Source organism: Parafrankia sp. FMc2 (assembly GCF_041008525.1).
In the GTDB taxonomy this organism is placed as follows: domain Bacteria; phylum Actinomycetota; class Actinomycetes; order Frankiales; family Frankiaceae; genus Parafrankia.
Window position 1 is genome coordinate 1 of the sequence record NZ_JBFLUG010000088.1, and the last position, 20,911, is coordinate 20,911.

Genomic DNA, 20,911 nt, shown 5'->3' on the forward strand with positions numbered 1-20,911 from the left:
GATCTCGAACACCTCGCCGCGGATGACGACGGGAACATCCTGCTCGCGTTCCACCCGGCCGGAGACAATATCGGCGTCCGCGACGCACCGCTGACCGTCTCACTGGTCGCACTTTGGCACGACGGCCGCCTGCTGCTCGTGTTCAACCGACAGCGCGCCTGCTGGGAACTGCCGGGCGGGATGATCGACCTAGGCGAAACACCACGCCAGGCAGCCACTCGCGAGCTGCACGAGGAATCCGGCTGCCAGGTCGATGATCTAACCTTTGCTGGCTACGCGCGGTTCGCGCTTGGCCCCGAGCAACGCACCGAATACGCCGCGATCTACGCCGCGCACGCGACCCCAAACAACGCCTTCGCCCCGAACGACGAGATCACCGCGATCACCTGGTGGGACGGCACCTCACTGCTCGCCGGCCGGATTCAACCACTCGACGTCTGCCTGGGACGGCTCGCCCGAGCCGCACTGCCCTAGCAACCTGGGCTTCCGCACACCGATCAAAATCACCCTGGCTGCCTGGTCTCGTTGCCAACCGGGCAGCGGCAGACACCGGCGAACACGCATCGTCACGGCCAGGTGGGGCCAAAACTCGTTCCCCAACCAACCCGCGAAGATCGACAAGTGGGGCCAGGAGCCGCTGGAAGGTGGGGCCAAAACTCGCTACCGGAGCCAACAGTGCGTCCCCCGCGTACCGCGCTGGGTGATGATGGACGGGTGCCTACACGCCGCCCCCCGCGCCCCGCCGTCGACAACGGCCGCGTCCTCGTCGCCAGCGACCACTACCTGCTGGCCGCGACCGAGGCCCTGGCGAAGGTCGACCCCGACAAGCTCGACCCGCCCGGCCTGCTGGCCTACGCGCAGACCTGCGCGCTGGTGGCGGTAGCCGGGCGGGTGGACGAGCTGCCCGAGCAGATCGGCCACACGCTCAGGTAGGACCGCCCGGCCCGTAGGAGTCCGCCAGGTCCCGCACCAGCCGGATGATGAACCCGCCTCGCTCCGGCGCCACCTGGTACAGCCGCATGGGTGGCCGCCCCGCTATCGCGCTGAGAAGCCCGAGCAGCACGTCAGCCCCGGAGACCCCGGCCCTGATGCGCACGGTGGCTCCGTGCTCGTCGGCCTCGACCACATAGGGGGGCTGCTCCTCAAGCCAGGGCTCGGTGAGCGGCTTGACCGGCTGGCCGCTGGTGCACATCGCGGCAACGGCCGGGAAGGGGTGAGATGATTTCGATGGCACGGGCGGTCCTCTCCTGACCGTTCGCACTCGGCCCCGTACCGGTGGTGACACACCGTGCGGGGCCGCGCCATGTGTAGTGGACCGCTCACGGTAGCCGATTACCGTACGGCCGTACACCACGGCCGGCAGGTACGGCCCCTCGGTTCTAGCGTCCGGGCAGTGGCAGGCCCCGGCGGCGACGAGTGGGTGCGCAGGTCCGACCTGGTGGACCTGGTGGGTATCGACCAGCTCCGCCACCTGCTGGGCGCCGCCCGCCGGGACGGCCGCCGCGGCGAGCGGGTGGCCCGCTCCTACGCGGTGGAGGTCGCCAACTCCAAGGGCTTCCCGGACCCGGTGATCGCCCACCCCAGTGTCACCGACCCGCAGATCCGGCTGTGGCTGCGCGGGGACGTCGAGCGCTGGCTCGACGCCCACCGCCCCGGCTGGCGCGCCTAGCGGCCCGACCGCGCCGGCTGGCGGGGCCGGTACCCGCGCCGGTCCCGGCCGTTCCACCGCGGTGCCGCCCGTGTGGCCAGCGCCGGGGCGTTGACCGGCCAGCGCGCCAGCGCCTCCTCCCCCACCAGCCGCACCAGCTCCGCGCGCAGCGCCCGGGTGGCGGCCACCCGCGGCCCCAGCTCCGCCATCGTCCAGCTCTCGCCCTCTCCGGCGAGACGCACCCGCACCGGCCGCTGTCCCGGGTGGGCCTCCAGGGCCACCCGCAGCCCCTCCACCAGTGCGGCGTCCACCGCGGCGGCGTCGAGCGCGAGCCCCACCGGCGCCTCGTCGGCGGCGGCCGAGGTGTCCAGCACGGTGATCGCGTCAGCCACCACCGCGTACGCGCCGTCCCGCACGCTGACCCGTCCGCGAATCGAGACCACCGCGTCGACCGCGAGCTGGTGGTAGCACTCCTGGTAGGTGCGGGAGAAAAACAGGACCTCCGCGATCCCGCCGAGGTCCTCCAGCGTGACCGGCGCCCACGGGTTGCCCGAGGACTTGGCGACCTTGCGCTCCACCGCGGAGATCAGGCCGGCGAGGTGCACCTCCTGGCCGTCGCGGGTGGTCTCCTCCAGGTCCGCCAGCGCCACCGTGCTGTGCCGCTCCAGCAGCTCCTGCGCCCCGTGCAGCGGGTGGCCGGAGACGTACAGGCCCAGCATCTCCCGCTCCCGGGCCAGCAGCTCGTCGCGCGGCCACTCCGGGCCGTCCAGCGCGATGCCCTCCCCGGCGCCGGCCGGGGCCTCCTCCCCGAGCTCGGCGGCGGCCTCGGCGAACAGGTCCAGGTGCCCGGCCTCCTCGTAGCGCTTGGCGGGCACCGCCGCGCCGATGGCGGCCTCGTGCCCCTCGTGCAGGGGGCGGCGCGGGTGGCCCAGCGAGTCGAACGCGCCGGCCTGGATCAGTGAGCCGACGGCCCGCTTGGTGCAGGCGGCGGCGTCGGCCTTGTGCAGGAAGTCCGGGAAGGAGGTGAACGCCCCGCGCTCGCGCCGGGTGGCCGCGATCGACTCCACCACGCCCACGCCCACGTTGCGCACCGCGCCGAGCCCGAACCGCACGTGCTCGTCCACGGGGGTGAAGTGCAGGCCGGAGGTGTTGACGTCCGGGGGCAGCACCCGCACGCCCATGCGCCGGCACTCCGCCAGGTAGACGGCGAGCCGGGCCTTGTCATTGCCCACCGAGGTCAGCAGCGCGGCCATGTACTCCGCCGGATAGTTGGCCTTGAGGTAAGCGGTCCAGAACGCCACCACCCCGTAGCCGGCGGTGTGGGACTTGTTGAACCCGTAGCCGGAGAAGGGCACCAGTACGTCCCACAGCGCCTGCGCGGCCTCGGCGGAGTAGCCGCGCTCGACCATGCCGGCGGTGAACTCCGCGTGGTGGGCGTCGAGGACCTCCTTCTTCTTCTTGCCCATCGCCCGGCGCAGCAGGTCCGCGCGGCCGAGGGAGTACCCGGCGAGGTCCTGCGCGATGGTCATCACCTGCTCCTGGTAGACCACCAGGTGGTAAGTGGCACCCAGGATCGGCTCCAGCGCCTCGGCCAGCTCGGGGTGGATCGGAGTGACCGGGCTGCGCCCGTTCTTGCGGTCGGCGTACTCGATGTGGGAGTTCGCCGCCATCGGGCCGGGCCGGTACAGCGCCAGCACCGCGGCGATGTCCTCGAACTCGCTGGGCTCCATCAGCCGCAGCAGGTGACGCATGGCGGTGCCGTCGAGCTGGAACACCCCGAGGGTGTCGCCGCGGGCCAGCAGCTCGAACGTGGGCCCGTCCGCCAGCGGCAGCGTGGTCAGGTCCACCTCGACGCCGCGGTTGGCGCGGACGTGCCGCACCGCGTCGTCGATCACGGTCAGGTTGCGCAGGCCCAGGAAGTCCATCTTCAGCAGGCCCATCGCCTCGGCCTGCGTGTACGGGAACCCCGTGATGATCGCGCCGTCCGCGTCCCGGCGGTGGATGGGCAGCACGTCCAGCAGCGGCTCGGCGGACAGGATCACCCCGGCGGCGTGCACCCCGACGCCGCGGGTCAGGCCCTCCAGTCCGAGCGCGGTGTCGATCACGTGCCGCGCGGCCTCGTCCGCCTCGTACAGCGCGCGCACCTGCGCGGCCTCGGCGTGCCGGGGGTGCGCGGGGTCCACGACCCCGGCCAGCGGCATCCCGTTGCCGAAGACGTCCGGGGGCAGCGCGGCGTTGATCTTCTCGCCGAGCTGGTACGGGTAGCCCAGCACGCGGGAGGCGTCCTTGACCGCCGCCTTGGCCTTGATGGTGCCGAAGGTGACGATCTGGCACACCCGGTCGTCGCCGTACTTCTCGGTGACGTAGCGGATCATGTCGCCGCGGCGGCGCTCGTCGAAGTCGAGGTCGATGTCCGGCGGCGAGACGCGCTCCGGGTTGAGGAACCGCTCGAAGATCAGCCGGTGCTCGATCGGGTCCAGCTCGGTGATCCCGAGTACGTAGGAGACCATTGAGCCGGTGGCCGACCCGCGGCCCGGACCCACCCGGATGCCCTGACTGCGCGCGTGGGCGCAGATGTCCGCCACTACCAGGAAGTACGCGGGGAAGCCCATCTTCTCGATGACGCCCAGCTCGTACTGAACCCGGGCGAGCACCTCCGGCGCCGGGCTGTCCCCGAACCGCCAGCGCACCCCACGCTCGGTCTCCGCCCGCAGCCAGGACTCCTGTGTCTCGCCGGCCGGCACCGGGAAGCGGGGCATCCGGTCGACGTAGGCGAACACCTCGTCGTACGGCTGCACCCGCTCGGCGATCAGCAGCGAGGAGTCACACGCGCCGGGCACCTGGTCGTCCCACAGCGCCCGCATCTCCTCGGCGGACTTGAGGTAGTAGCCGTCGCCGTCGAACCGGAAGCGCTTGGGGTCGGAGAGCTGTCGGCCGGTGCCCACGCACAGCAGCACCTCGTGCGCGGCGGCCTGGTCCCGGGTGACGTAGTGGGAGTCGTTGGTGGCCAGCGGGCGCAGCCCGAGGCGGCGGCCGATGTCCAGCAGGCCGTCGCGGACCGACCGCTCGATGGCGAGGCCGTGGTCCATCAGCTCCAGGAAGAAGTTCTCCCGCCCGAAGATCTCCCGGTAGGTCTCGGCGGCCCGCAGCGCGGCGTCGAACTGTCCGAGGCGCAGCCGGGTCTGGACCTCTCCGGACGGGCAGCCGGTGGTGGCGATGATCCCCTCGGCGTGCTGGGCGACCAGATCCGCGTCCATCCGGGGCTTGCGGTAGTAGCCCTCCAGGCTGGCCAGCGAGGACAGCCGGAACAGGTTCCGCAGTCCGGTGGCGTTCTCCGCCAGCATGGTCATGTGGGTGTACGCCCCGGCGCCAGAGACGTCTCCGCCCTCACCGGCGGGGTCGGCGTTGCGCTGGTTGCCCGTGCCCCAGAACACCGGCGCCTTCTCGAAGCGGGACTGCGGGGCCAGGTACGCCTCGATGCCGATGATCGGGGTGACGCCAGCCTTCTGCGCCTCAGCGTGGAAGCGGTGGGCGCCGAACATGTTGCCGTGGTCGGTCATGCCCACCGCGGGCATGCCGAGCCGGGCGGCCTCGGCGAACAGCTCGCCCACCTTGGCCGCGCCGTCGAGCATGGAGTGCTCGGTGTGGACGTGCAGGTGGACGAACTGGCCGGCGCTCATCCCTGGAGCCGAGAGGAGCGCGCAGCCCGGCGGTCCGATTCGACTCGGATTGCGTCAAGCAGGATGGCGTTTTCGGTCTCGACGTGGCGCTGCGCGACGTTCTGACGCGCGCCCTCCAGCTCCTCGTCAGAGAGCCCGCGAAGCCCGTTGCCCAGGACTAGCTGGGCGACGCGGACCTGCACGGCCCGGTCGAGGAGGGTCTCCACCTCGCGATTGGTGATCGCCGATAGCTGCTGCTCACTGGTCACGACGGTCGTCTCCCTCGTCGGCGTAGGTCCAGTGCTCGCCGTCCCAGGCCACGGGCCGGGACGGCGGATAGACCCACCGGGCAGGCCAGGTTCCGGGCTCGCGCGGCTCGTACTGGCGGGCCTCCACCCACTGCCCCTCGGGCGGGCTGGTCAGCTCGGCCTGGAGACGCTCGGCGGCTTCCTCGGGCGTGCGGCCGAACGCCGAGGCGCTCCAGCAGCGCTGCCCGTCCGTCGTGTTGGCGCTCAGCAGTGCCAGGTGGTACGGGAAGGCCCACGTCGGCTCGTGGTGCAGACGCGGGCCGCCCGCGCCCGCCGAGAGTGCGGCCAGCTCGTCGAGTGCGGCGCGGGGGTCCGTCATCGCCCCGCCTCGCCGGCCACGAGCGCGTGCGCGACGGACAGCGCTTCGTCCCGCGTCCGGGTGAAGCCGTCCAGGCTCTCCGGGTCGCGCACCCACGCGCCGGACCGGCTGTAGAGCGTCCGCCCGCGCCCGACGGTCCACTCGCCACCGCCCGCCGGCTTGACCTCGACCCCGGGCACCGGCTGGCCCTCGATCCACAGGCCGTGGTGGTCCCCGATGCGGAACTCCACCGCGGTGTCCAGGTCGCGCCGCAGCGTGGTGATCTCCCGGACGTCCGGCAGTGCGGTGCCGTTGGGCAGCCCCGGGTCCCGGCTCGCGTCTGCCAGCGCCCGCGCGAGCACGTCCTCGACGGTCTGGCCGGCGCGGGCCGCGCCTACCAGGAACTGCGTGATCGCGGCGGCGCGGTCCACCTGGACGGTGGCATTGGCGGTAGCGAAAACGCCCATGCCGTAGTCGAAGTCGACCCGCCGCCCGGTGAGGCTCTCGGTCTTGCCCCCGTATCGCTGCCGGATGGTGGACTCGGGGTGGACGGCGACGACCAGGCCGCTGCCACCCATGGTCTCGAAGCCTTCGTTGTAGCCGTACGCCTCCGCCTCCAGCGGCGTCGGGGGCCGGCTGATGTGCACGTACTCGCCCACGAGGCCGCTCAGGCTCGCGAGGTCCAGGCTGGTCGTCGGCGGCGGCGTGGCCGCGGTCTCGTGGGGTTGGGTCACGGTGGACTCGCTTCCTGGCTGGAGTGGTGGTGGGGTGCGGCCGAGGGGCGCGGCCCGGTCGAGCCGCGCCCCTCGGGATGGGTGGGTTAGAAGGGCGGCTCGTCGCCGCTGTAGCCGCCCGGGGCCATCGACCACGGGTCGTCGGCCGCGCCGCCCCGCGCGGCGGCAGGGGCCGCCTGGCGCGCGGCGCCGTTCTGGCCGCCACCGTTCTGCCCGGCGAAGCCACCGCCCTGCCCGCGCTCGGTCTTGGTGACCTTGGCGGTGGCGTACTTCAGGCTCGGGCCGATCTCGTCGACGTCCAGCTCGATGACGGTGCGCTTCTGGCCCTCGCGGTCCTCGAAGTTGCGCTGCTTGAGACGACCCTGAACGATCACGCGCGAACCCTTGGTGAGGTCGGACGCCGCGAGGTTCTCCGCGGCCTGCCGCCAGATGGAGCAGCGCAGGAAGAGGGCCTGGCCGTCCACGTACTCGTCGCCCTTCTTCACCCTTGGTGTTGAGGCCACGGTGAACGAGGCGACGGCCGCGCCGTTTGGCGTAAACCGCAGCTCGACGTCATTTGTCAAATTGCCAATGATTGTCACGATCGGCTCACCAGCCATTGCGTCACGATGCCTTTCTGCGCCCAAGCGCCGGGTTGATGCGAACGGGTCCGCCAATGTTTCGCCAGGTGCGACCATTGACGATGTCCGCGACAGCACTGATGCTGACTTTCTTCTCGCTGGCGAGCGCTACGATCGTCTCGCCCTGGTCGAAGCGGACGCGGATCGATACGACTTCCGCGTTGGTGAACTTTGCTGTGCTGCTGCGCTCGCCTGGCGCAGACGGCCTGCCGCTGCGCCCCTTGACGTGCATGTCCTGCGTGTTGTCTCTCGGCGTCCCCAGGAAGAGATGGCTTGGTCGCACGCACGGCGGGTTGTCGCAACGGTGGCAGACAATCATTCCGGGTGGGATTGGACCGAACGCCAAGACCCACGAGTAGCGATGAGTCCCAGTCTCCTTACCGTCCCGACGAATGCGGCCGTGACCAAACTGATTGCGAGCACCCTTCCACTCCCAGCACTCGCCAGCCTGGTCCACCTTCTTCCAGAACTCCTCGATTGGAGCGAATCCTGCCGGCCTCGGCGCCATTAGGACTCGTCGTGCCATTCGGTTGCCAGGTTCACGGTGATGACGGTTTCTCCGGCCATGAGGGCCTCCTTCGGTGGTGGCGGAACGGGACGATGGGAAGTCGGCGACGCCGGGACTACGCCCGGGTGCTGGATGGCTGGATTTGTGGCACCTCTGTGGCGCAGGTATCAGCGCAGGTCACAGGGCTGCCACAACGGGACGTGTGGACCCGCGCGTAGGCCCCTCGAGGTGGCAGGATCGCCGCACGAACTCCTCGGCAGCGCGCCGAAATTCGACCCCGCACTCCCGAAGTGCTTCCCGAAAGGACGCCGTCGTCGTGGCTGAGCCGGCCCCCCGCCGCAACATCGAATCCTGGGCACACGAGCTGCCCGTCAGCTTCGTGGAATGCCGCACCATGGGGCACCGCTGGCAGCCCCACACCGCGACCTGGGACCGCGAGGCGCGCGCCTACCACGTCATCCACGCCTGCGACCGCTGCGACACCCATCGCAAAGCCTGGTGGACCCGCAACGGCGCGGTCACCTCCGCCGGCTACGACTACCCCGACGGATACCTCACCCGCGACGTCGGCTACATCGGTGCCGACGGGCGCGGCGTCCTGCGCACCGAATACCTCGCCCGCATGTTCGATGCCAAGCCGCGGCGCGCTGGCGCGGAGGCCAAGGGCTCCGCAGGCTGACGCGCCGTAATACGGCAGAGGCGATTTCACGCCGCCTCTTGTCGCAGCACGGCCGCGCGGCGCGCGACGGTGCGGTCGGAGATGTGCAGCCGCCGGGCGGTGGCGAGCTGGGACAGTCCGGCGGCGAGGAGGCGGTCGATCGCCGCGCCGCGCTCGGCCGTCGACATGCACGCGGGCGGGTTACCGCTCACGGCCCGCTCCACGGCGATCTGGTCGATGTCGTGCTCGCCCCGCCAGCACGACAGGCAGAACACGACGCCGGTGGAGCGGGTGCGCAGCTCGTGGCCGGCATGCTCGGCGAGGTACTCCTCGCGGGTGCGCTGCGTCGATCGCTCCCGCTGCCGCCGGCACTCCCGGCAGCAGTGCCGACCGGCCTGGTCGACGTAGGCGTGCTCGGCGTAGGCGTGGCCTCGGCCGCAGTGGGTGCGCCAGTTCTCGTGGAGGGTCCGCCACGTCCGCCCGTAGCGGATCTTGCGGATGGTCTCGGGGGACACCCCGTACAGCGGCGCGAGGTCCTCGTTGCACGCCCCGGTGGCGATCAGCTCCCGGATCTCGACCACCTGGTCCGGGGTGAGCTTGGCGGCGGGGCGGCTCACCGGGACCACCGCTCCCACACCGTGATGCCGGCGTCCCGCGCCAGCTCCATGCAGCCCCAGGTGCCGTGCGTGGCGTGCCCGGCCGGAAGTAGCACCCCGCCGAGCCCGTAACAGGGGCCCGGCTTGTCGCAGGGCACGCAGTAGGCGATGGCGCCGTCCGCACCGAGCTTGACCATGTGGGCGTTGCGCAGGTGGCCGGCGCGCTGACCGTTGATCTTCCACTCGGCGGGCGAGACCGGGTATTTCTCGTGGCCGACGCCGGAGGTCCGCTCGCACCAGGCGCGGGCGAGTCGGTCGGCGCCCCGGGCGTCGCCGTGCACCACAGTGAGCCGTTGCCCGCGCGACCGGGCGAGGGCGTGCACCCTGTCCAGGTCCGCCCACACGCGGCTCCGGTCGCGCCACACGCGGGCGCCGGTGATCAGCACGCGCATCACGGCACCCACACGACCCGCCCGCGCTGGGCGTAGTAGTCCCACACCGCGCGGGCCGGTCGGCCCAGCGAGCGGCGCGAGATCGGCGGGGCGAGCACGATCCGGCCGTCCCGGACGACCAGGCCGAACGTGGCGTGCCGCAGCAGGACAACGATCACGGCGCGCTCCGGCGGAGTCCGGCGGTCGTGCGGTCGTAGGCGCACGTCTCGCCCTCGACGAGGGGGCCGGTGTCGCAGGCGCCCAGGATGTCCTCGTGCCGTACCAGCACGGCCCGCAGGTCGTTGTGGTCCACCCACCAGCCGCGCCCGGCGGCGTCCTCGGCGAGCACCTCGCCTACGCGGGTGCCCCAGGCAGAGCCCCACACCGCCTCGCCCGCCGAGCGGTAGGCGGCGCCGAACTGCCGGCGTGCCGCGTCATTGGTGATCTCGATGGCCACGATGTGGCCGACGGGCAGCGCGTGCGGGCCGGGGGTGCGCGGGACGCCCTGCCGGTCGCTACGTCCCACGGTCTCCCGGCGCCGCGTCACGCCGGTGGGGATGGACAGGTCGGCGGTCACGCCTCACCCCCGACCCGCGCCCACAGGCTCGGCGTCACGTCGCGGACGGCCAGCGTGCGGCCGTGCTCGTCGTTGTGGACGGCCCGGCGGGCGGCGTCGTGGTAGCCGTAGTGGGCCACCTCGCCGCGGTGCCGCACGCCCCAGTCCAGACGCCGGAGCCCCTTGCCCCGGCGTGCGGCCTCGACGTCGCCAGGGGTGGGCTCGCGCCAGTCCCCGTAGTCGAGGTCACGCACCACACGCTCGCCCGGGGCGAGGCCGGGGTCAGCGGCGGCACGGGCGGCGATCTCGCCCCAGTGCTCCTCGGCGGCCCTGGAGCCCCAGTGCTCCCCGCCCTCGATCTCCTCGGCGAAGACCTCGACGGGACTCTCCGGGTCCTCGATCCACGGCCGGTGCTCGCGGACCCACTCCGGGCTCAGGTCGGTGTAGCGCAGGCCGTGCTCGCGGGTGATGGGGAAGCTCATGCCGCGCTCCTGGCGGGAGTCAGTCCGATGCGGTCGTTGAGGTGGCCGTCCGGCAGGGTCCGCCCCGGGCGAGGCACCACCCGCGTGACGCCAAAGGCGTCAAAGCCACACCACGGGTCGATCTCGCACGCGGTGAGGTTGGCCCGCTCGACGTTGGCCTCGGCCTCCTCGGGGGTGTCGTACGGGCCGAGGAGGCAGCCCGTCCGGGAGCCCCGGCGCACGGTGACGTAGAAGGCCTCCATCAGGCGGCCTTCCGGGCGAGCGCGACCGCCTGGCGGATCAACGTCACGACGTGCATGTAGTTCGGGTCCTGCGGGTTGGTGATCATCAGGGTGGCGTGCTTGCGCGGGTCGGTGTCGGTCTTGGCCAGGCCGATGTGCACCCGCTCGCCGCCGGTGGCCTCCAGCGCGTCCAGCAGGTACTGCGCGTTGAGGTGCAGCGGGATCTCCGGGCCGTCGTACTCGGCCTCGACCGCTTCGCGGGCCTCCCCGGCCGCCGAGGCGCCGGTCAGCTCCAGCTCGCCCGGAGTGAAGGTCAGGTCCATGCGGATCGCCTTGACCTTGTCCCGCTCGGCAGCCGGGACCACCCGTCGGATCGCATCTACCAGCTCGGCGCGATCCACCGCCGCGGTGAGCACTGGCTTGGCGATGGCCAGCGTGCGGGCGTACGGCGCCGCGACGCCCATCACGGTGCCCGCGCTCACCGACCGGCCCGGCCAGCTCAGCCCGAACCTGCGCGCGCCCTGGGTGGCCGTGCTGACCGGGTCCAGGTGCAGCGAGGCGTCGCCGGACTTCGGCAACCCCTGGGCGACGGCCACCAGGGTGGCCGGCAGCAGGACGCCGGCGTCGCCGGTGTAGCCCAGCACCGGCTCCAGCGCGACCCGCGCCACCGCGAGCCGGCGCCGGTCGGTGGCCGCCAGGGTGAGCGTGTCCGCGGTGTCCGCCGAGATCGACCGGAACGGCGGGTCCGCCTCGGGCTCGCCGACACCGGGGGCCACTCGGGCCACCGCGTCGCGCAGCGCCTCGGCCTTGACTCGGCCGATCTCCGTCGGCACCGCCGGGAACTGCGGCCACGCCACGTTCATGGTGCGCGCGTGCAGGACCATCGCCCCGCAGGTCAGCGTGAGGGCGGTCCCCTCCAGCTCCAGGGTGACCGGGGCCTTGCGCAGGCGTCCGGCCACCTCCGTGACGAGCTTGGCGTGCAGGATCGCCGTGCCTGGGGTGTCCACCGTGGCCTCCACCTCGGCGGTGGCCCAGACGTCGAGGTCGGTGGCCTGGAGGACCAGGCGGCCGTCCTCGGCGGTGAGGTGGACGGCGGACTGGACCTGTGTGAGGTCGCGGCTGCCGTGCGCGTCGCTGCTCGTCCGGCGCACCACCTTGCCCAGCCAAGCGACCGCGTCCGCGAGGTCCTTGGCCTGGACGGTGGCCCTCACGCGGCGTCCGCCTGCGGCGCTGGGGCGGTGGTCACCGGCGCGGGCGTGGCCGCGGGCTTGCTCCGGTCGAGGGTCAGCCCCTCCTCGGCGAGCGCGTCGTCCACCCACTGCGGCGACGCGGCGTGGACGTACTGCGGCAGGGTCTTGCGCCGGGCGAGTTCGCGGAACGCCCCCAGCGCCTCGCCGCACTGCTCGACGATCTCGTCCTTGCTCAACAGGTCCCGGTTGGTCGCGTCCACGAGCTGCTGGGCGAGCGACGACAGCGCCATCGGGTCCATGCCGGCGGTGACCGGGTGGTGCTCCAGGACGTCCCGCGCGGCGTAGTAGGCGGGGTCGTCGGCGTCCTGGAGGACGGGCGGGGCGAGCAGCAGGTTCATCGGGTTCGGCACGGTGGCTCCTTCGCTGGCAGCGCGGGCAGGTCTCTCGCCTTACTCCGCCTCATCGTCATTGTATGTCAGTGTGACACGAGAAATCGAGAGATTGGGGAGCGCACGTGTCCGCCCCGCCGCGCGCTCCCCGGGGTCCTGCTACAGCGGGCTGGACAGCCCGGTCGAGATCGTGTCGACCACGGCGAAGCCGAGGTGGTCCACGGCCTCGTCCGCGTGCTCGGCGCACATCTCCACCGGCTCGAACGCGGCGGTGCCCACGAGTGCGGACAGGTGGGTGCGTCCAGGCACCGCCACCACCACCCGCGCGGGCGGGTCGAGGCAGCGACCGAACGCGCAGACGTCGCCGGTCACGTCGACGCTCCCGGCGCCAGGTGGCCGTTGGCCCAGCCGTACGAGATCAGCTCCCGGTAGGTGCGCAGCAGGTCGGCGGGCACCTTGGCCTCGTCGATCCCGCGCCATCCGTCCGACAGGGTGATGACGGCGCCGAGCCGCTCCAGCTCGGCGTTGAGGCGCTCCAGGTCGCGGTCGAAGCACTCCCGCTGCATGGGCGCGCCCGGCACGCGGGCGCTCACGAGGTCGCCCCCGGCACCCACACCCAACGAGAGTGGGCGAGCGATGGCTCGGGCCGACCGATCGCACGCGTCCGCTCCGCGCGCCCCCGCACGATCTCGCCCAGGCTTACGCGCTGCCTGGTGTAGCGCCCCACGAGCACCTGCGTTGGTCGGTCCAGGTGGTCCGCGCACACGTACCGCACCCGCGGCGCCTTCGCGACGGCCGGCTGGCCGCACTTCGCGTACCCGCAGACCGGCCTGAAGCCGAGGGCGTAGGCCACGCCGTCGAGCAGCCCGACGAAGCAGACCCGGCACCCGCTCGGATAGAGGCAGACCCGCATGCCGCAGGCGCGGCACGTTGTGGGTCGGTGATCGCCGTCCGGCCCGCCCTGGCCGCAGTAGCGGCACCCGCCGGGTATCCGGTGCTCGATGAAGGTCAGGTCACCCCACCGGCCCAGCGGGTCGTTCGGGTCAGTCGGAAGCGGTACAGCCGGCGCGGGCGTGCTCACAGGTACTCCCCCGCCAGATCGGGCGGCACGACCCAGCCCCACGGCCGGTCCAGCGGAAGCTCCGTGAGCCACCCGGCTTCCCGGGCAGTCCGCTCGGCCTCCGCGATGTCCTCGGCGGTCAGGCTCAGGCTGTCGCGAGCCCAGAACCGCACCGGCTTGCCGGTGGCGATGGCGGCGCGCAGGCCCTCCGGGCCGCTGTAGGCGTTGACCAGCACGGTGTCACCCTCGTCGGTGACGTCGTCGGCGTAGTCCAGCGCGTCCGCGGACAGGTCACCCGGCCAGAAGCTCTTCAGGTCGAGCGGGTTCGGCAGGGGGGACGTCATGCCACGCTCCTGCTCCCACGCCGGCCCCGGCGTCGGCCGGCGCGCACGGTCTGCCGGTCCGGCTCTGACAGCGAGGACTCCGAGCCCGTGGCGGTGGTGTAGTCCAGCTCGCGGTAGCCGGTATCCCGTCCGGCCGAGTCGCGAACCCGCGGGTTGATGCGCTCGTTGAGATAGGCCTCCGTGCAGGGCCAGCAGAACAGGTCGCCCTCGCATGGCGTCAGTCCGGACTGCCAGCACCCCCGGTGCCGCACGGGCTGCGCGAACCGCCCACACCCGGTGCAGGTCAGGGCGACCTCGGCGTCTCCGGCGCTGACCACGATGCCCATCTGGAGGTCGCTCGGGTAGATGCCGTGGGCGGCGAGGACGCGCACCCATTCCGGTGCCGCGGTGAAGGTCGAGCACGGCCAGGACTCGCCGTCCAGGTCGCAGACCCCGTCGGCCTCGCGGTGGCCGGAGATCAGCAACCAGGCGGCCCGGTGGGTTCCGATGTCGTACCCGCCCGGGATCTCCACCCGGCGCCGGTACATGACCGCCTCGCCGTCCCAGGCGGCCTCAGTGGCGATCTGGCTGGCGGTCACGCCGTGCTCCTTCCGTGGTGGTCGGGGTTGCGGTGCCGCACGAACCGCGGGTGCCCGCCCTCCCAGGGCGACTTCCGCAGGCAGACCAGGCACGCCCCACGCTCGGAGGCCTCGTGCGCGGCCTTGCTCCAGGCGGCCTGACGCGCGGCCCGGGACGCCGCGTCGCTCCGCGCCAGCGCCTCGACCTCGTCGCGGGCCCGCTCCCGGCGGGCATCCTCGGCAGTCAGGCGGGCGAAGACGTCCCGCACGTACTGCTCGTTCGCCCACTGCGAGGCCACGCACGCCGGGTTGGGGCAGGTGTCCTCGTGGGCCTTCTGGCCGGTGCGGCACCAGGGGCAGGCGAACCAGGCGCCGTCCTGCTGCCACTCGATCGGCTTGCTGTCGCCGGTGGCCAGCACCATCACGTCGCCGTCGCGGTGGGCGATCACGACGCGGCCTCGCTCGACTTCGGGCGCAGCACGTAGTGCAGCGGCCACAGCCGGCGCTCCACCCTGTAGGTGCCGTCGCAAAGGTCGAGCAGCGTGGCCTTCGTGTCCTTGTCCAGCCAGCTCAGGGCGGACAACGCGGGCTGCGTCGCCTCTCGGTTGTCGCTGAACGGGTTGACCAGCACGCAGTCCAGCGCGCGAGCGTAAGCGCGCCTCTTGAGGTCGAAGAACCGCTCGTCGTCGCGCTCGATCACAAGGGGCTGGGGGTCGCCGTGGTCGCAGGGGGAATCGGCCTCGGCCGGCACCAACCACAGCAGGTACCACAGGGGCTGGGGACGCCGCTCGACCTTGTAGGCGCCGCCTCCGAGGTCGAGCAGCCTGGCCTTCGGGTCTCCATCCAGAAGGCTCCAGGCGGACTCCGGCGAGCGGGGGACCTCGCGCCAGTCGTTGTCCTGACTGACCACGACGCAGGCCAGCTCGCGGTCCCGAACCTCGGCGAACTCCTTGCGGTTACGCGCGATGACGCGCGGCTTTGTCGTGGTCACCGCGACACCTCGCGTGTGGCGCTGCCCTCGACGAAGGCGTCGAGCACGAGCGCTCGCGCCTCGGTCGGTTCCAGCAGCGCCGACACCGTCAGGTCGCGCTGCGTCTCGCGGTAGTCCCACGGGCCGAACTTCTTGCCCGGCAGGGCGCTGAACTCCACGGTGTAGCGCGCGTCGAACGCGCCGACCTTCTTCTTCGCACCCTTGCGGGTGACGGTCACGGCGTTAGGCATCGTCGTCTCCGTCCTCGTGCGGGCAGTGGTGGTCCAGGTCCGCGTCCCGTGTGATCACCGGCAGGCCCAGCGGGTTCGGGGCGCCGAAGGCGACGGCCTCGAATGAGTCCGGGTCGTCGTCCGCGCCCGGGGTGAGTAGGTAGCGGCCGGGCGCCATCCGGCGGGCGACGTAGCCGCATGTCTCGTCGTCGTCGGAGACGAGCACGTGGACCCCGGAGGCCCACTCAGGTGCGGTGGCGGTGTCGGTCATGGCGACTCCCATCTCGTCCCGCCTAACACGGGTACAACAGCAGTGTATGTCAGTTAGACGAGAGAAACCGAGAGATCCGCGAACGGGCGCGGGCACTCTCGGCCTCTCGTGGTCACCGCCGCCGGGCGGCGTCCCGGGCGGCCTTCTCTGTCACGGCCTCGCGGATCTCGGCGGCGCGGCCACGGGACTCCTTCGCCCACCGGGGCGCCTCGGCGCTGAGACCCGAGGACTCCCACTCGATCGCCTTGGCGTCCTCCCGCAGCGCGGGCAGGTGTGACAGCACGTAGCCGGGAACGGTGACGAGGTCGCCCAGCGCGGCCAGCGCGCGGGCGGCGGCGGTGGCCTTGGCCTGCGAGCGGATACCCCTGACCAGCGCCCGGTGGTCAACGGTGCGCACCACCGCCCAGTCGCCCCGCCCGGCAGTCGCCAGGACGAGCCCGGGGGCCCCCTTGACCTCACGCGCGTTGCTCGGCTCCGGCAAGACGGTGCGGCGGTGGGCGAACCTCTCGCCCACCCCGTCCACGCGTCCGGCCAGGATCTCGCGCTCAAGCCGGCAGCGGCTCGGCTCGTCCTCGTCCTTGGCGCGCACGTCGATCACGATGGCCCACGGGGCGAGGTCCCGCAGCGCGTGGCAGGCCCAGTACGCCTCGACGTTGGTGGCGTGCCCAGCGGTCAGCGTCGAGCCCGGGTAGCGCTCCTGGTAGGTGCGCCAGGTTCCCGCGTCGTCCCGGCCGACCTGGAGGCCGTCCGGCGGCAGCGGCGGCCGGGTGGGGTCGTACCGGAACGGGACGACGTCGAGGGCGGGCAGGTCCTCCCGCGCGATGAACCCGGCGATGCCGGCCTCGCGGTCCAGGCTTTCGGCCTTGAGTCGGGTCTGCTCAACGTCGGGCCGTGTCTTGATGTCGCCCGCGTCGCCGACGGCTTCGGCAAGCCGGCGGGCCTCGTCTGGGTCCTCGTCGACCTCAAGGATCTGGCGGTCCACCTCGCCCGACTCCATGGGCCGGGGGAGGTAGTGGACCTGCCAGAAGCCCTCGTTCCGCCTACGCAGGTACAGCGCGTGGCCCTTGTAGATCCAGCAGTCGTCGAGCGCCGCGCTCACTGCTCGCCCCGAACCCGGCGGGCCAGCAGCTCGCCCACCCGCCGCTCGTGCTTCGGGGAGAACCCGTGCAGGTGGCCGGTGGTCTGCCGGCGCTCGCCGGTGGCGTAGTCCACCGCGGTCGAGACGTCCGACTGCTGGTACCAGCCACCTCCGGACTCCTCGGTCAGGCCGCGGTCGGCCAGCAGCTCGGCCGCCTGCTCGCAGCCCTCGACCGGGAACGCCTCGGACCAGCGGTCGTCACTGGCGATCTCGCCGGGCGCCGCCTGGTCCAGGGAGCCGCCGGAAAATAACTCCTGGATTTGATGTTGGCCCTGTCCCGGGACTGCCCACATCTCTCCTTGATCAAGAACGGGAGTTATTTTCCGGCGGCTCCCTGCCGCCGTACCGCCCCATACCCACCACGTGCCGCACCTGGCCTTGACCTACCCGTCCGGGCGCTTGTTGCTGGAAACCGATCGGTGTGCACTGACTGGAAACCGATCGGTTTTCCTAGGAGTGTCCATGGTCAGCACCAAAGACGTTTGTCGCCGTCGTGACAGGGGGAAGTTGCTGGTGGGTTTCCTGTGAGCGTGGAGCCGCCAAGGTCTACGCGACCTTCCACGGGCGTCGGCGCAGCGCCAGCCGGTGCCGTTGACCGTCAAGCTGACGCAGCGATCAGTTTCGGATATGCCGCACGCATCGCCTGCTGATACCGATGGCTGCGTACACAACCTCTGAGGTAAAAAATCATGGCTTCTCACACCGCCTCCACCATCTTTGTCATCGGCGGCACGGGGGCTCAAGGGATGCCCATCGTCCGCGCTCTTGTCGCCGACAAGAAGTACTCCGTCCGAGTCCTCACCCGCGATTCCACCTCCCCCCGGGCCCAGGCTCTTCTCGCACTCGGCAACGTCTCCTTCCTCGAAGGGTCATTTGCCGACGAAGACGTGCTGCGGGAAGGATTTCGCAGCTGCGACGGGGTATTCATGAACATCGACGGGTTCAACACCGGCGAGAAGACCGAGACCTACTGGGCCATCCGCAGTTATGAGATCGCGATTGAAGAAGGAATCAAATTCTTCGTCTATGGGAATCTCGACTACGTCCTCAAGAAGTCCGGCTACGACTCCAGGTTCCGCACCGGCCACTATGACGGCAAAGGTCGCATTGCCGAATGGGTACTGTTCCAAAACCAAAGGAACAGAGACAGGATGGGAGTGGCCGTCTTCACGTCAGGTCCCTATATGGACATGGTAATCTCACCGCTCACGCCCATGACACCATCGGTCGAGGACGGTGTCGTCACGTGGCGAGTCCCTCTCGGCAAGGGAGCCGTTCCCCACGTGGATCTCGAAGATTGCGGATTCTACGTTCGCTGGCTCTTCGACCATCCAGAGCGGGCGAATGGAATGGACCTCGAAGTAGCTATCGAGCACGTGGCCTATGCCGATATGGCTGCGGCATTCGAGAAGGTCACCGGGCATCCGGCACGGTACGTCGACACTGATCTGGACACATATTGGAGCGGTCCACTGAAGGAGGTTTCCGATCTCCCTGCCGGATACAACGCCGATCCCAACGACAAGGCCACCATGAGCTTCAGGGACAATTTCACGGGCTTCTGGAATGTGTGGAAGCACGGAATCGTCACCAGGGATTACACTCTGCTCGATGAAATTCACCCCAACAGGACCCGAAGTGCTGAGGAGTGGTTCCGCCGAGAAGACCAGGTGGGGCGAGACCTCGGTAAGGGAAGTCTCTGGGAGAGGGTCCAGCCGGAGAACTTGAGTATCGACTCTGCGGTACTCAAGAGCAGCGCGGATATGAGGAAGGGCAAGTTGTAAACGGCTGAGCGGCAATACGAACCGGGCCTCGGTCAAACTCGTTGCACGGGCCGCCTTCGGCTTCCGCAACGCCGACGACCAAGCGCCGTCTGCGGCTCAGACCGTGCCGCACCCGACCCGGCGGCTCCCAGGGTGAAGTCCAGGTGGTGGAAGGTGACGTCGGGGATCATGGCTTCTCCATCCAGATCGCGACGGTCGCGACGTCGGTTCCCGAGGCCGTGAAGGACTTCTCCGGCAGCTCCCGCCAGCCGCCGAGCAGCCCCACCCACTCGCGGAGGTCGCGGTGCTTGCGGTCGGTGCGGTAGGTGAAGCCGGCGGGCACGATCGCGGTCAGCCGGCCGCCGGGCCGCAGCAGCGACCAGGCGAGATTGACGTGATCGATCCACGCGGTCGCGGCGCCCGGCAGCGTGAAGGGTGGGTTCATCACCACGGCGTCGAACGGCCGGGCCTCGATCTGGCCGTGACGTCGGGCCACGGTCTCGAACGTCTCGGTCTGGACCGTTACCAGACCGCTGCCGTCGTCGATCCGCCCGGCGCGCTCGGCGTTCGGCTCAACGGCGACGACCTCGACGCCCGGGTTGACGCGCCGGACGGCACGGACCAGCGCGCCGTCACCCGCGGACGGCTCCAGTACCCGCGCGAACGGCGAGAGGCCCGGGACGTCGGTGTACGCCTCGACCACGAGCTGCGCCAGGGCGTCGGGCGTGGCGAAGTAGCTCTCGATCTGGTGCGGAGCCTTCGGCATGGCCGGCGCCTGCCCGCTGGCCAGCATCGCCGCGAGCGCCTCGCCCGGCGAGCCCGGGAACACGTGAGCGCCAGCCTTGCGGTCCCACTTCCCGCCCAGTGCGCGCAGCGCCTTGTCCGTCGCGGCGTAGGTCTTGCGGTCGAGCTGGCCGACCAGGCGGACGGTGGCGCCGTCCACCACGGCGGCGGCGAGGGCGGCGTGCACCTCGGCGGCGAGCGCGCTCATGCCGCGCCGCCGACCCGCTCGGCAGCCTCGTGTCCTTCGGCGCGCTGGGCGGGCAGACTGCCTGGCCACCCCTGCCGGCAGGTGTCGCACAGGCGCGCGTAGTTCGGGTTGTTCGCCAGGCGTGGGTGAGGCAGCCCCATCTCGGAGCCGAGCACCCAGTCCTTCGGGAAGGCCAGCGTGTCGTCGTGGACGTAGAGGTCGCCGCGTCCGCGCCACTGCCACGCCCGCCCGAAGTGGTCGACGAGGTCGGGGCGCTCGGCCGCCTCCAGGGCAGTCAGTCGAGCCCGAGCATCGGTCCACTCGTCGATCAGCCCGGCCACGACCCCACGGGCGCGGTCCACCTCCGGCAGGCGAGGCTCAACGTCGGCGCTCATGCCGCGCCGCCGGCCGCCTCGGCGCCCTCGGGCGTGAGCGCGTCCGCCGGGGGCGCGGCGGTGAGGATCTCCAGGGCGCGCGCCTGACTGACGCTGCCGTCATGCGCCTCGACCCACGGGGGGCGACCTTCGCGGTGGATGACCTGGCCGTACAGCCGGTGGCGCGGCTTGCCGTCGTCCGTGGTGCCGGCCTCGCGGAAGCGGAAGGTGAGGAACTCCGGGCGGTGGTAGGTCGGGTGGAGCCACAGCGCCCGGCTCATGCGCCCTTCGGGGGTATGCAGGGCGTACTCGGGTGTCGACATCAGGTGGATGCGCCGCAGGGTGAGCCAGTGGCTGGCCTCGATGACCTCCCACCCGTGCTCGGCGCCGAGGTCGGCGATCTGGCGGGGGGTCATGCCCGCGAGGCGGGCCGGGGTCTTGGCGGTGGTCATGCGGCGATTCCTTCCACCGGGACGAATCCCGGGCATCCGACGACGGAGGCACCGCGGTCGACGCACAGGCCGTCCGGGCCGAACACGGGCGCGTGGTCCACGGCCCGGCGGTTGCACCGGCCACAGGGGGCCGTGAGGGCGGGCGTGCTCACAGCTCGCCTCGGGCGGTGGCGCGGCTGACCACGCGCTCGGCCCAGTCCATGGCCGCCTCGACGCTCGGCAGGCGGTCGGTCATGGCGTCCAGGCCGTGGAACACGCCGGCGAACCTGCCGGGGACCGGCCCTTCGCCGACGAACACCTCCGCGCCGTCGACCTCGCCCACCAGGGCGGGGGTCGAGGGGTCGCCCGGCCAGGTGGTTGGTTCCCAGGTGAGCTGTCCCATGGCCACTCCCGATCTCTCGTTACACCCCGGCTATCCGGGGTTCTACTTCATTGTATGTCAGTGTAGCGAGAGAAGTAGAGAGAACCGCGAACGCGCTTCGCC

At 71.4% G+C, this 20,911-nt stretch carries 35 protein-coding genes and 1 pseudogene; 5 read left to right on the forward strand and 31 right to left on the reverse strand.

The window, feature by feature from the left end; translation table 11 throughout:
• On the forward strand, positions 1-474 hold a 474-nt coding region (locus AB1460_RS24675; RefSeq protein ID WP_368964481.1), incomplete at its 5' end, for an NUDIX hydrolase.
• A 240-nt stretch (positions 475-714) separates the two neighbouring features.
• Positions 715-933 carry a hypothetical protein gene (locus AB1460_RS24680; RefSeq protein WP_368964483.1) on the forward strand — a complete coding sequence of 73 codons (219 nt, stop codon included), beginning with the start codon at positions 715-717 and terminating at the stop codon, positions 931-933.
• On the opposite strand, the gene AB1460_RS24685 is transcribed toward AB1460_RS24680, so the two are convergent.
• Positions 926-1,192: a hypothetical protein gene (locus AB1460_RS24685; protein ID WP_368964485.1), complete on the reverse strand. Its 267-nt coding sequence runs from the start codon at positions 1,190-1,192 to the stop codon at positions 926-928. The two genes, AB1460_RS24680 and AB1460_RS24685, sit on opposite strands and share 8 nt — an antisense overlap.
• A gap of 228 nt (positions 1,193-1,420) precedes the next feature.
• Here AB1460_RS24685 and AB1460_RS24690 point away from each other — a divergent pair, with 228 nt between their 5' ends.
• The gene (locus tag AB1460_RS24690; protein WP_368964487.1) at positions 1,421-1,669 is read left to right on the forward strand and encodes a hypothetical protein; all 249 of its coding nucleotides are present in this window, start codon (positions 1,421-1,423) and stop codon (positions 1,667-1,669) included.
• Here AB1460_RS24690 and dnaE read toward each other — a convergent pair.
• From dnaE to AB1460_RS24725, 7 genes and pseudogenes are all read right to left on the reverse strand, one after another.
• Positions 1,666-5,328 (reverse strand): DNA polymerase III subunit alpha, encoded by a 3,663-nt coding sequence (gene dnaE, locus AB1460_RS24695; protein ID WP_368964489.1) that lies wholly within the window; start codon positions 5,326-5,328, stop codon positions 1,666-1,668. The genes AB1460_RS24690 and dnaE overlap by 4 nt on opposite strands.
• Entirely contained in the window at positions 5,325-5,576 is a 252-nt protein-coding gene (locus AB1460_RS24700) for a hypothetical protein (RefSeq protein ID WP_368964491.1), read from the reverse strand. The genes dnaE and AB1460_RS24700 overlap by 4 nt, the downstream gene beginning before the upstream one ends.
• Positions 5,566-5,934 (reverse strand): hypothetical protein, encoded by a 369-nt coding sequence (locus tag AB1460_RS24705; protein ID WP_368964493.1) that lies wholly within the window; start codon positions 5,932-5,934, stop codon positions 5,566-5,568. Before AB1460_RS24705 ends, AB1460_RS24700 begins: the two co-directional genes overlap by 11 nt.
• Positions 5,931-6,647 (reverse strand): hypothetical protein, encoded by a 717-nt coding sequence (locus tag AB1460_RS24710; RefSeq protein ID WP_368964495.1) that lies wholly within the window; start codon positions 6,645-6,647, stop codon positions 5,931-5,933. The genes AB1460_RS24705 and AB1460_RS24710 overlap by 4 nt, the downstream gene beginning before the upstream one ends.
• Positions 6,648-6,733: 86 nt before the next feature.
• Entirely contained in the window at positions 6,734-7,246 is a 513-nt protein-coding gene (locus AB1460_RS24715) for a single-stranded DNA-binding protein (RefSeq protein WP_368964496.1), read from the reverse strand.
• A gap of 4 nt (positions 7,247-7,250) precedes the next feature.
• The gene (locus tag AB1460_RS24720; protein WP_368964537.1) at positions 7,251-7,499 is read right to left on the reverse strand and encodes a hypothetical protein; all 249 of its coding nucleotides are present in this window, start codon (positions 7,497-7,499) and stop codon (positions 7,251-7,253) included.
• Between the two features lie 18 nt (positions 7,500-7,517).
• Positions 7,518-7,793, reverse strand: a pseudogene (locus AB1460_RS24725) (HNH endonuclease signature motif containing protein); the annotation flags it as partial.
• Positions 7,794-8,091: 298 nt separating this feature from the next.
• Between AB1460_RS24725 and AB1460_RS24730 the strand changes: the two are divergent.
• Positions 8,092-8,454: a hypothetical protein gene (locus AB1460_RS24730; RefSeq protein WP_368964497.1), complete on the forward strand. Its 363-nt coding sequence runs from the start codon at positions 8,092-8,094 to the stop codon at positions 8,452-8,454.
• Between the two features lie 26 nt (positions 8,455-8,480).
• On the opposite strand, the gene AB1460_RS24735 is transcribed toward AB1460_RS24730, so the two are convergent.
• The 19 genes from AB1460_RS24735 to AB1460_RS24825 all read right to left on the reverse strand — a co-directional run bounded on the left by AB1460_RS24735 (position 8,481) and on the right by AB1460_RS24825 (position 17,161).
• On the reverse strand, positions 8,481-9,050 hold the full coding sequence (locus tag AB1460_RS24735; protein WP_368964498.1) for a hypothetical protein: 570 nt from the start codon (positions 9,048-9,050) through the stop codon (positions 8,481-8,483).
• Complete coding sequence (locus AB1460_RS24740) at positions 9,047-9,481, reverse strand: SLOG family protein (protein WP_368964499.1); 435 nt, start codon at positions 9,479-9,481, stop codon at positions 9,047-9,049. The genes AB1460_RS24735 and AB1460_RS24740 overlap by 4 nt, the downstream gene beginning before the upstream one ends.
• Entirely contained in the window at positions 9,481-9,639 is a 159-nt protein-coding gene (locus tag AB1460_RS24745) for a hypothetical protein (RefSeq protein ID WP_368964500.1), read from the reverse strand. Before AB1460_RS24745 ends, AB1460_RS24740 begins: the two co-directional genes overlap by 1 nt.
• Positions 9,636-10,037, reverse strand: a complete 402-nt coding sequence (locus tag AB1460_RS24750; protein ID WP_368964501.1) for a hypothetical protein — start codon at positions 10,035-10,037, stop codon at positions 9,636-9,638. Before AB1460_RS24750 ends, AB1460_RS24745 begins: the two co-directional genes overlap by 4 nt.
• Complete coding sequence (locus AB1460_RS24755; RefSeq protein WP_368964502.1) at positions 10,034-10,498, reverse strand: hypothetical protein; 465 nt, start codon at positions 10,496-10,498, stop codon at positions 10,034-10,036. The genes AB1460_RS24750 and AB1460_RS24755 overlap by 4 nt, the downstream gene beginning before the upstream one ends.
• Entirely contained in the window at positions 10,495-10,740 is a 246-nt protein-coding gene (locus AB1460_RS24760; protein ID WP_368964503.1) for a hypothetical protein, read from the reverse strand. Before AB1460_RS24760 ends, AB1460_RS24755 begins: the two co-directional genes overlap by 4 nt.
• Complete coding sequence (locus AB1460_RS24765) at positions 10,740-11,930, reverse strand: DNA polymerase III subunit beta (protein WP_368964504.1); 1,191 nt, start codon at positions 11,928-11,930, stop codon at positions 10,740-10,742. The genes AB1460_RS24760 and AB1460_RS24765 overlap by 1 nt, the downstream gene beginning before the upstream one ends.
• A complete protein-coding gene (locus tag AB1460_RS24770; protein WP_368964505.1) occupies positions 11,927-12,319 on the reverse strand; it encodes a hypothetical protein in 393 nt (130 codons plus the stop codon). Before AB1460_RS24770 ends, AB1460_RS24765 begins: the two co-directional genes overlap by 4 nt.
• A gap of 138 nt (positions 12,320-12,457) precedes the next feature.
• Entirely contained in the window at positions 12,458-12,670 is a 213-nt protein-coding gene (locus tag AB1460_RS24775) for a hypothetical protein (protein WP_368964506.1), read from the reverse strand.
• The gene (locus AB1460_RS24780) at positions 12,667-12,891 is read right to left on the reverse strand and encodes a hypothetical protein (protein WP_368964507.1); all 225 of its coding nucleotides are present in this window, start codon (positions 12,889-12,891) and stop codon (positions 12,667-12,669) included. The genes AB1460_RS24775 and AB1460_RS24780 overlap by 4 nt, the downstream gene beginning before the upstream one ends.
• Complete coding sequence (locus tag AB1460_RS24785) at positions 12,888-13,379, reverse strand: hypothetical protein (RefSeq protein ID WP_368964508.1); 492 nt, start codon at positions 13,377-13,379, stop codon at positions 12,888-12,890. Before AB1460_RS24785 ends, AB1460_RS24780 begins: the two co-directional genes overlap by 4 nt.
• Entirely contained in the window at positions 13,376-13,702 is a 327-nt protein-coding gene (locus AB1460_RS24790) for a hypothetical protein (RefSeq protein WP_368964509.1), read from the reverse strand. The genes AB1460_RS24785 and AB1460_RS24790 overlap by 4 nt, the downstream gene beginning before the upstream one ends.
• Positions 13,699-14,280 carry a hypothetical protein gene (locus AB1460_RS24795; protein WP_368964510.1) on the reverse strand — a complete coding sequence of 194 codons (582 nt, stop codon included), beginning with the start codon at positions 14,278-14,280 and terminating at the stop codon, positions 13,699-13,701. Before AB1460_RS24795 ends, AB1460_RS24790 begins: the two co-directional genes overlap by 4 nt.
• The gene (locus tag AB1460_RS24800; RefSeq protein ID WP_368964511.1) at positions 14,277-14,708 is read right to left on the reverse strand and encodes a hypothetical protein; all 432 of its coding nucleotides are present in this window, start codon (positions 14,706-14,708) and stop codon (positions 14,277-14,279) included. The genes AB1460_RS24795 and AB1460_RS24800 overlap by 4 nt, the downstream gene beginning before the upstream one ends.
• On the reverse strand, positions 14,705-15,250 hold the full coding sequence (locus tag AB1460_RS24805) for a hypothetical protein (RefSeq protein ID WP_368964512.1): 546 nt from the start codon (positions 15,248-15,250) through the stop codon (positions 14,705-14,707). Before AB1460_RS24805 ends, AB1460_RS24800 begins: the two co-directional genes overlap by 4 nt.
• Positions 15,247-15,480 (reverse strand): hypothetical protein, encoded by a 234-nt coding sequence (locus tag AB1460_RS24810; RefSeq protein ID WP_368964513.1) that lies wholly within the window; start codon positions 15,478-15,480, stop codon positions 15,247-15,249. Before AB1460_RS24810 ends, AB1460_RS24805 begins: the two co-directional genes overlap by 4 nt.
• Complete coding sequence (locus AB1460_RS24815; RefSeq protein WP_368964514.1) at positions 15,473-15,730, reverse strand: hypothetical protein; 258 nt, start codon at positions 15,728-15,730, stop codon at positions 15,473-15,475. Before AB1460_RS24815 ends, AB1460_RS24810 begins: the two co-directional genes overlap by 8 nt.
• Before the next feature lie 112 nt (positions 15,731-15,842).
• Positions 15,843-16,829, reverse strand: coding sequence for a hypothetical protein (locus tag AB1460_RS24820; protein WP_368964515.1), 987 nt, complete (start codon positions 16,827-16,829; stop codon positions 15,843-15,845).
• The gene (locus tag AB1460_RS24825) at positions 16,826-17,161 is read right to left on the reverse strand and encodes a hypothetical protein (protein ID WP_368964516.1); all 336 of its coding nucleotides are present in this window, start codon (positions 17,159-17,161) and stop codon (positions 16,826-16,828) included. Before AB1460_RS24825 ends, AB1460_RS24820 begins: the two co-directional genes overlap by 4 nt.
• Before the next feature lie 396 nt (positions 17,162-17,557).
• On the opposite strand from AB1460_RS24825, the gene AB1460_RS24830 reads away from it, so the two are divergent.
• Positions 17,558-18,652 (forward strand): NmrA family NAD(P)-binding protein, encoded by a 1,095-nt coding sequence (locus tag AB1460_RS24830; protein WP_368964517.1) that lies wholly within the window; start codon positions 17,558-17,560, stop codon positions 18,650-18,652.
• Between the two features lie 166 nt (positions 18,653-18,818).
• On the opposite strand, the gene AB1460_RS24835 is transcribed toward AB1460_RS24830, so the two are convergent.
• From AB1460_RS24835 to AB1460_RS24850, 4 genes are all read right to left on the reverse strand, one after another.
• On the reverse strand, positions 18,819-19,622 hold the full coding sequence (locus tag AB1460_RS24835) for a methyltransferase (RefSeq protein ID WP_368964518.1): 804 nt from the start codon (positions 19,620-19,622) through the stop codon (positions 18,819-18,821).
• Positions 19,619-19,996 (reverse strand): hypothetical protein, encoded by a 378-nt coding sequence (locus AB1460_RS24840; RefSeq protein WP_368964519.1) that lies wholly within the window; start codon positions 19,994-19,996, stop codon positions 19,619-19,621. Before AB1460_RS24840 ends, AB1460_RS24835 begins: the two co-directional genes overlap by 4 nt.
• A complete protein-coding gene (locus AB1460_RS24845; protein ID WP_368964520.1) occupies positions 19,993-20,427 on the reverse strand; it encodes a hypothetical protein in 435 nt (144 codons plus the stop codon). Before AB1460_RS24845 ends, AB1460_RS24840 begins: the two co-directional genes overlap by 4 nt.
• 148 nt (positions 20,428-20,575) lie before the next feature.
• The gene (locus AB1460_RS24850; RefSeq protein WP_368964521.1) at positions 20,576-20,809 is read right to left on the reverse strand and encodes a hypothetical protein; all 234 of its coding nucleotides are present in this window, start codon (positions 20,807-20,809) and stop codon (positions 20,576-20,578) included.
• Between the last annotated feature and the right edge of the window lie 102 nt (positions 20,810-20,911).

Coding starts and splice junctions, on each gene's coding strand:
- AB1460_RS24685 (WP_368964485.1), bottom strand. CDS start 1,192: ATGTGCACCAGCGGCCAGCCGGTCAAGCCGCTCACCGAGCCCTGGCTT.
- dnaE (WP_368964489.1), bottom strand. CDS start 5,328: ATGAGCGCCGGCCAGTTCGTCCACCTGCACGTCCACACCGAGCACTCC.
- AB1460_RS24705 (WP_368964493.1), bottom strand. CDS start 5,934: ATGACGGACCCCCGCGCCGCACTCGACGAGCTGGCCGCACTCTCGGCG.
- AB1460_RS24715 (WP_368964496.1), bottom strand. CDS start 7,246: ATGGCTGGTGAGCCGATCGTGACAATCATTGGCAATTTGACAAATGAC.
- AB1460_RS24720 (WP_368964537.1), bottom strand. CDS start 7,499: ATGCACGTCAAGGGGCGCAGCGGCAGGCCGTCTGCGCCAGGCGAGCGC.
- AB1460_RS24740 (WP_368964499.1), bottom strand. CDS start 9,481: ATGCGCGTGCTGATCACCGGCGCCCGCGTGTGGCGCGACCGGAGCCGC.
- AB1460_RS24755 (WP_368964502.1), bottom strand. CDS start 10,498: ATGAGCTTCCCCATCACCCGCGAGCACGGCCTGCGCTACACCGACCTG.
- AB1460_RS24760 (WP_368964503.1), bottom strand. CDS start 10,740: ATGGAGGCCTTCTACGTCACCGTGCGCCGGGGCTCCCGGACGGGCTGC.
- AB1460_RS24790 (WP_368964509.1), bottom strand. CDS start 13,702: ATGACGTCCCCCCTGCCGAACCCGCTCGACCTGAAGAGCTTCTGGCCG.
- AB1460_RS24810 (WP_368964513.1), bottom strand. CDS start 15,480: ATGCCTAACGCCGTGACCGTCACCCGCAAGGGTGCGAAGAAGAAGGTC.
- AB1460_RS24815 (WP_368964514.1), bottom strand. CDS start 15,730: ATGACCGACACCGCCACCGCACCTGAGTGGGCCTCCGGGGTCCACGTG.
- AB1460_RS24825 (WP_368964516.1), bottom strand. CDS start 17,161: ATGTGGGCAGTCCCGGGACAGGGCCAACATCAAATCCAGGAGTTATTT.
- AB1460_RS24830 (WP_368964517.1), top strand. CDS start 17,558: ATGGCTTCTCACACCGCCTCCACCATCTTTGTCATCGGCGGCACGGGG.
- AB1460_RS24835 (WP_368964518.1), bottom strand. CDS start 19,622: ATGAGCGCGCTCGCCGCCGAGGTGCACGCCGCCCTCGCCGCCGCCGTG.
- AB1460_RS24840 (WP_368964519.1), bottom strand. CDS start 19,996: ATGAGCGCCGACGTTGAGCCTCGCCTGCCGGAGGTGGACCGCGCCCGT.
- AB1460_RS24845 (WP_368964520.1), bottom strand. CDS start 20,427: ATGACCACCGCCAAGACCCCGGCCCGCCTCGCGGGCATGACCCCCCGC.
- AB1460_RS24850 (WP_368964521.1), bottom strand. CDS start 20,809: ATGGGACAGCTCACCTGGGAACCAACCACCTGGCCGGGCGACCCCTCG.